Origin of the sequence: Luteimonas qiangzhengi (genome assembly GCF_039548515.1) — a bacterium.
GTDB lineage: Bacteria > Pseudomonadota > Gammaproteobacteria > Xanthomonadales > Xanthomonadaceae > Luteimonas.
This window is the reverse complement of sequence record NZ_JBCLVE010000006.1, coordinates 258,024-264,043: the sequence shown is the minus strand read 5'-3', so window position 1 is coordinate 264,043 and position 6,020 is coordinate 258,024. Positions and strand designations below refer to the sequence as shown.

The 6,020-nt window shown below is 66.1% G+C and carries 6 protein-coding genes; 5 read left to right on the top strand and 1 reads right to left on the bottom strand.

Annotation, left to right across the window (positions count from 1 at the left end):
- The first annotated feature begins 214 nt into the window (after positions 1 to 214).
- The 5 genes from WCE59_RS06515 (at position 215) to rfbD (ending at position 5,416) form a co-directional block, all read left to right on the top strand.
- A complete protein-coding gene (locus WCE59_RS06515; RefSeq protein WP_343257909.1) occupies positions 215 to 1,849 on the top strand; it encodes an electron transfer flavoprotein-ubiquinone oxidoreductase in 1,635 nt (544 codons plus the stop codon).
- 151 nt (positions 1,850 to 2,000) lie between these two features.
- Positions 2,001 to 3,062, top strand: a complete 1,062-nt coding sequence (rfbB, locus tag WCE59_RS06510; RefSeq protein WP_343257908.1) for a dTDP-glucose 4,6-dehydratase — start codon at positions 2,001 to 2,003, stop codon at positions 3,060 to 3,062.
- A 1-nt stretch (position 3,063) separates the two neighbouring features.
- Positions 3,064 to 3,948 carry a glucose-1-phosphate thymidylyltransferase RfbA gene (gene rfbA, locus WCE59_RS06505; RefSeq protein ID WP_343257907.1) on the top strand — a complete coding sequence of 295 codons (885 nt, stop codon included), beginning with the start codon at positions 3,064 to 3,066 and terminating at the stop codon, positions 3,946 to 3,948.
- Positions 3,945 to 4,511 carry a dTDP-4-dehydrorhamnose 3,5-epimerase gene (gene rfbC, locus WCE59_RS06500; protein ID WP_343257906.1) on the top strand — a complete coding sequence of 189 codons (567 nt, stop codon included), beginning with the start codon at positions 3,945 to 3,947 and terminating at the stop codon, positions 4,509 to 4,511. Before rfbA ends, rfbC begins: the two co-directional genes overlap by 4 nt.
- Positions 4,511 to 5,416 (top strand): dTDP-4-dehydrorhamnose reductase, encoded by a 906-nt coding sequence (rfbD, locus tag WCE59_RS06495; protein WP_343257905.1) that lies wholly within the window; start codon positions 4,511 to 4,513, stop codon positions 5,414 to 5,416. Before rfbC ends, rfbD begins: the two co-directional genes overlap by 1 nt.
- A gap of 339 nt (positions 5,417 to 5,755) precedes the next feature.
- Here the strand turns inward: rfbD and WCE59_RS06490 are convergent, their stop codons facing one another.
- Positions 5,756 to 5,941, bottom strand: a complete 186-nt coding sequence (locus tag WCE59_RS06490; protein ID WP_343257930.1) for a type II toxin-antitoxin system HigB family toxin — start codon at positions 5,939 to 5,941, stop codon at positions 5,756 to 5,758.
- Positions 5,942 to 6,020: the final 79 nt, after the last annotated feature.

Below are 6,020 nucleotides of genomic sequence, written 5' to 3'. Positions count from 1 at the left end.
CCCCCCCCCCCCCCCCCCCCCCCCCCCCCCCCCCCCCCCCCCCCCCCCCCCCCCCCCCCCCCCCCCCCCCCCCCCCCCCCCCCCCCCCCCCCCCCCCCCCCCCCCCCCCCCCCCCCCGCTCCTACAAGGGTGAAACGATCTTGCCTGGAAGGCTGATTTGCCGGGGCTGCGGCAAACCCGCGACAATCAGGGGGATGAAATCCGGGAAGAGAGCATGAACCAGCCTGCAGAAGCCGCCGAGCGCGATGTCATGGAATACGACGTGGTCACCGTAGGCGCGGGACCCGCGGGCCTGGCGTTCGCGATCCGTCTCAAGCAGCTGGATCCGGAGATCAACGTCTGCGTGATCGAGAAATCCAGCACCATCGGCGCCCACATCCTGTCCGGCGCGGTGATCGAGCCCGAACCGCTGGACGCGTTGCTGCCAGGCTGGCGCGACAACCCGCCGCCGATCTGCGTGCCGGCAAAGGAAGACGAATTCTGGCTGCTGACGAAGGACGGCGGCCGCAAGGCGCCCTTCATCCCGCCGGGCATGAACAACAAGGGCAACTTCATCGTCTCGCTCGGCGCCATGTGCGCCTGGCTCGCGCCGCAGGCCGAAGCACTGGGCGTGGATGTGTTCCCCGGCTTTGCCGCCGCCGAGACCCTGCACGATGAAGCCGGCAAGGTGCTGGGCGTGCGCATCGGCGACATGGGCATCGCCAAGGATGGAGCGCACAAGCCCGGCTACACCCAGGGCATCGACATCCACGCCAAGGTGACGGTACTGGCCGAGGGTGCGCGCGGCCACCTGACCAAGCGGCTGGTGCAGCGCTTCAAACTGGACGAGGGCCACGACCCGCAGTCCTATTCCATCGGCATCAAGGAGCTGTGGCAGCTGCCCGAAGGCCGCACCACGGCCGGAAAGATCGTACATACCCTCGGCTGGCCGGCTGACAGCCACACCTACGGCGGCAGCTTCATCTATCACCTGGAAGACAACCAGGTGGCGATCGGCTACGTGACCGGGCTCGATTACGAAGACCCGAACTACCGGCCCTGGGAAGCGTTCCAGCAGTTCAAGCACCATCCCATGGTCAAGCCGCTGCTGGAGGGTGGCAGCATCCTTTCCGCCGGCGCGCGCGCCATCGCCACCGGCGGCTGGCAGTCGGTGCCCACCGTGGAAATGCCCGGTGCCCTGCTGATCGGCGACACCGCCGGCCTGCTCAACGTGCCCAAAATCAAGGGCACCCACCAGGCCATCCGCAGCGGCATGCTGGCCGCCGAGCACTTGGCCGGCAATGCGCTGGCGCCGGAAGGCTACGACGCCACGCTGCGCGACTCGGCGGCCATGAAAGAACTGCGCAAGGTCCGCAACGTCAAGCCCGGCTTCAAGAAGGGCATGTGGCTTGGCCTGGCCAACGCCGCCTGGGAAACCGCCACCGGCGGCCTCTCCCCGTGGACCATGAAGGTGACCCCGGACTGGTCGTCGCTGGAAAAGATCGACGAATACGAAGCGCCCGATCGCCATTGGCAGGTGCAGCGCGAGCTCGCCCCGCGCGACCGCCTGGCCGGCGTGTACTTCGCCGCCACCGACCACGACGAAGACCAGCCCGTGCACCTGATCGTGCACGACCCGGAAATCTGCGTGACCCGCTGCGCGGTCGAGTACAACAACCCCTGCACCCGCTTCTGCCCCGCCAACGTGTACGAGATTGTCGAAGACGCGGGGGCAAAACACGGCAAGCGCCTGCAGATCAACGCGGCAAACTGCGTGCACTGCAAGACCTGCGACATCAAGGATCCCTACGAAATCATCACCTGGGTCACGCCGGAAGGCGGCGCTGGGCCCAATTACCAGAACCTGTAGGAGCGCGTCGTACGCGCGAAGCCGCGTGAAGCCTGGCGGTGCGGAGAGGCTCCGGTCACAGCGCCATATCCGACGCCACGAGGCGCGGTTGGATGTCACGCGGCTTCGCGCGCATGGCGCGCTCCTACGGACAACGTGGAATTTACAGCAAATGAATGGAAAGACCTGGCTGGTAAGCGGCGGCGCCGGCTTCATCGGCGCGAACTTCGTGCTGGAGGCGGTGGCCGCGGGCGTGCGAGTGGTGAACCTGGACCTGCTGACCTATGCAGGCAACCTCGACACGCTTGCTTCGCTCAAAGACAGCCCGGACCACATTTTCGTTCAGGGCGATATCGGTGATCGGCAGCTGGTGACCCGACTGCTGTCCGAACACCGGCCGGACGCCATCATCAACTTCGCTGCCGAAAGCCACGTCGATCGCTCCATCGACGGCCCGGCCGCTTTCGTCCAGACCAACGTGGTCGGCACGCTGGCGCTGCTGGAGGCTGCGCGTGACTACTGGCGCGAGCTGCCGGAAGACCGACGCGCGACGTTCCGCTTCCTGCACGTGTCCACCGACGAGGTCTACGGCTCGCTGGGCGACGAAGGCCTTTTCACCGAAACCACGCCCTACGCTCCCAACTCGCCCTACTCGGCCTCCAAGGGCGCCTCCGACCACCTGGTGCGCGCCTTCCATCACACCTACGGGCTGCCGGTGCTGACAACCAACTGCTCGAACAACTACGGGCCGTACCAGTTCCCGGAGAAGCTCATCCCGCTGGTGATCGCCAAGGCCGTCGCCGGCGAGCCGTTGCCGATCTATGGGGACGGGAAGAACGTGCGCGACTGGCTGTACGTCAAGGACCACTGCGCAGCGATCCGGCGCGTGCTTGAAGCCGGCCGCAAGGGCGAGGTCTACAACGTCGGCGGCAACGCAGAACGCCGCAACATCGACGTGGTGGAAGCCATCTGCAGGCTGCTGGACGAGCGCCATCCGCGGGCTGACGGCAAACCCCGCGCCAGCCAGGTCGAGTTCGTGCGCGACCGGCCCGGCCATGACCACCGCTACGCCATCGACGCCAGCAAGATCGCCGGTGAACTGGGCTGGTCGCCATCGGTGGGCTTCGAGGAAGGCATCGCCATGACCGTCGACTGGTACCTTGCCAACACCGACTGGACGCAGCGCATTCTCGACGGCGCCTATCGCCTCCAGCGGCTCGGACAGGAGGCCTGAGATGGCACGCAAGGGCATCATCCTCGCCGGCGGCTCCGGCACCCGGCTGTATCCGATCACCCGCGCGATCAGCAAGCAGCTGTTGCCGGTGTACGACAAGCCGATGATCTACTACCCGCTGGGCGTGCTGATGCTGGCCGGGATCCGCGAAATCCTGATCATCAATACCCCACACGAACAGCCGCTGTTCCAGCAGCTGCTGGGCGATGGCTCGCAGTGGGGATTGGATATCCAGTACGCGGTACAACCCAGTCCGGACGGACTGGCGCAGGCCTTCACCATCGGCCGCGATTTCATCAAAGGTCAGCCCAGTTGTCTGGTGCTGGGTGACAACATCTTCTATGGCCATGGTCTGAGCGGCGGCCTGAAGACCGCCAACGCGCGGAGCGAAGGGGCAACCGTGTTCGGCTATCACGTGGGCGATCCACAACGCTACGGCGTGGCCGCTTTCGACGCGGACGGCAAGGTGATCGACATCGAGGAAAAGCCGGAACGCCCGCGCTCCAACTACGCGGTCACCGGTCTGTATTTCTATGACGGCAGTGCATCCGATCGCGCCGCCACGCTGCGCCCCTCCGCGCGCGGCGAGCTGGAGATCACCGACCTCAACCGCCACTACCTGGCCGACGGCGCCCTGCACATGGAACTGCTCAGCCGCGGCACCGCCTGGCTCGATACCGGCACCCACGAATCGCTGCTGCAGGCGGCCTCGTTCATCGAAACCATCCAGACCCGCCAGGGTCTGCAGGTGTGCTGCCCCGAGGAGATCGCCTGGAACGCCGGCTGGATCGACGACGAGCAGCTGCTGCGCCTGGCCGAGCCGCTGGGCAGGAACGGTTACGGGCGGTATCTGCAGTCGCTGCTGGCAGGGGGCCGGCGCGGATGAGAATCATCGAAACCGACCTGCCGGGCTGCCTGGTGGTCGAGCCCAAGCAGTTCGGTGATGCCCGCGGCTGGTTCATGGAGTCCTGGCACCGCGACCGCTACGCCGGCCACGGCATCGGACCGGATTTCGTGCAGTCCAACCTCTCCCGCTCGGCCCAGGGGGTGCTGCGCGGCCTGCACCACCAGTGGCCGGACCCGCAGGGCAAGCTGGTAAGCGTGCTGGAAGGCGAGGTGTGGGACGTGGCCGTGGATATCCGCCGCGGCTCCCCGCATTACGGCCGGTGGACCGCTGCCGTGCTCTCTGCGGAGAACCGGCGCCAGTTCTGGATCCCGCCCGGCTTCGCCCACGGCTTCGTGGCGTTGAGCGGATCGGCGATGGTTTCCTACCTCTGCACCAGTCACTACAACGGCGACGCCGACGCCGCCCTTGCATGGGATGACCCGGAGCTGGCCATTGACTGGCCGATTGCCAGGCCGCAGCTGTCGGCAAAGGATGCCGCCGCGCCGCGCCTGGCCGAAGTTCCGCCGGAGCGCCTGCCCACATTCGAAAATGGCGGCGTTTGATGCGCATCCTGCTGACCGGCGCCAACGGGCAGGTCGGCCACGCGCTGCGGCGCAGCCTGCCCGCATTGGGCGAGGTGGTGTGCGCCACGCGCGACGGCCGGCTCGCTGACGGAACCCCCTGCGAAGTCGCAGACCTGGCCCGGCCGGACGAGCTGGAGACGCTGTTCCAGCGCACGACCCCCGATGTGGTGGTCAACGCCGCCGCTTACACCGCCGTGGACCGCGCCGAAACCGAGCGCGACGCGGCGTTCCTTATCAACGCCGAAGCCGTTGGCGCGCTTGCCAGGGCCTGCGCGGAACGAGGCTCGCTGCTGGTCCACTACTCCACCGACTACGTATTCCCGGGCAACGACCCGCACCCGCGTCGCGAAGACGATCCCACCGCCCCGCTCAATGTCTACGGCGCCAGCAAGCTCGCCGGCGAACAGGCCATCCGCGCCAGTGGATGCCAGCACCTGATCTTCCGCATTTCCTGGGTGTACGCCGCACACGGACAGAATTTCCTCCGCACCATGTTGCGGCTGGCGGGCGAGCGCGATGAACTGCGGATGGTGAGCGACCAGGTGGGCGCCCCTACCCCGGCGCACTGGATTGCCAAGGCAACGGCGCAGGCCATCACCGAGCGCGGCGACCGCAGCGGCACCTGGCACCTGGCCGCCGGCGGTGAGACCTCCTGGCACGGCTTTGCCGAAGCCATCTTTGCCGAAGCGTTGCGGACCAGCCTGATCCAAAGCGCCCCCCAGCTGATTCCCGTCCCCACCTCCGACTACCCCACCCCCGCCCGCCGCCCCGCCAGTTCGCGCCTGGACACCAGCCGGATCAACCGTGACTTCGACATCGCCCTCCCCGGCTGGCGTCAGGGCCTCGCCGAAATCATCACAGACCTGCAGAGATCCCATTTGTAGGAGCGCGTCTTACGCGCGAAGCCGCGTGAATCATGGCTCCCGGAGTGGCTTCGGCCACCCCATCGTCAACGGGAAAATATTGACGAGCTGGGATTACGCGATTCCGATCAGACTTTCGGCAGGGATGCCGAGGTTCTTGTGGAGATTGCGGATCATCTGGATCAACCAACAGTATCGAGCGGAAATCTCTTCTGCTCGTAAGCCTCGATCAGGGCGCCCATCACATCAAGAAAGCCCCCTCGGCAGTCCCCGGGGCAGGGTCGGTTTCCACAAGTTTGGAAATTGCCTGCAGGGCCTTGCGGTAGTCTGCATCGGTATGGATTGGGCTGATATTCATGGTTACATCATCTCAACGTTGTTTGCGTCTACATCGTTGTACTCGGCGTGGGTGCCAACGAATTTGATGTAGACGATCTGGACCTTGTAAGCGACCGCCACGATCAACCGGTAATCATTGCCCTTGATGGTGAACACAACCCCGTTGTTGTTGTTGAACTGGCCGAGGCGATAGGTCCAATTCCGCAGCCGCGGGAGATATGGCTTGTAGGAGACAGGGATTTGGCGAGATTATTGCGGCGATCCCGTGCCTGCAAGCGCTACCCCG

Bases quoted from the DNA above. Each gene is read 5' to 3' on its own strand.
- WCE59_RS06515 (WP_343257909.1), top strand. From the start codon at position 215: ATGAACCAGCCTGCAGAAGCCGCCGAGCGCGATGTCATGGAATACGAC.
- rfbB (WP_343257908.1), top strand. From the start codon at position 2,001: ATGAATGGAAAGACCTGGCTGGTAAGCGGCGGCGCCGGCTTCATCGGC.
- rfbA (WP_343257907.1), top strand. From the start codon at position 3,064: ATGGCACGCAAGGGCATCATCCTCGCCGGCGGCTCCGGCACCCGGCTG.
- rfbC (WP_343257906.1), top strand. From the start codon at position 3,945: ATGAGAATCATCGAAACCGACCTGCCGGGCTGCCTGGTGGTCGAGCCC.
- rfbD (WP_343257905.1), top strand. From the start codon at position 4,511: ATGCGCATCCTGCTGACCGGCGCCAACGGGCAGGTCGGCCACGCGCTG.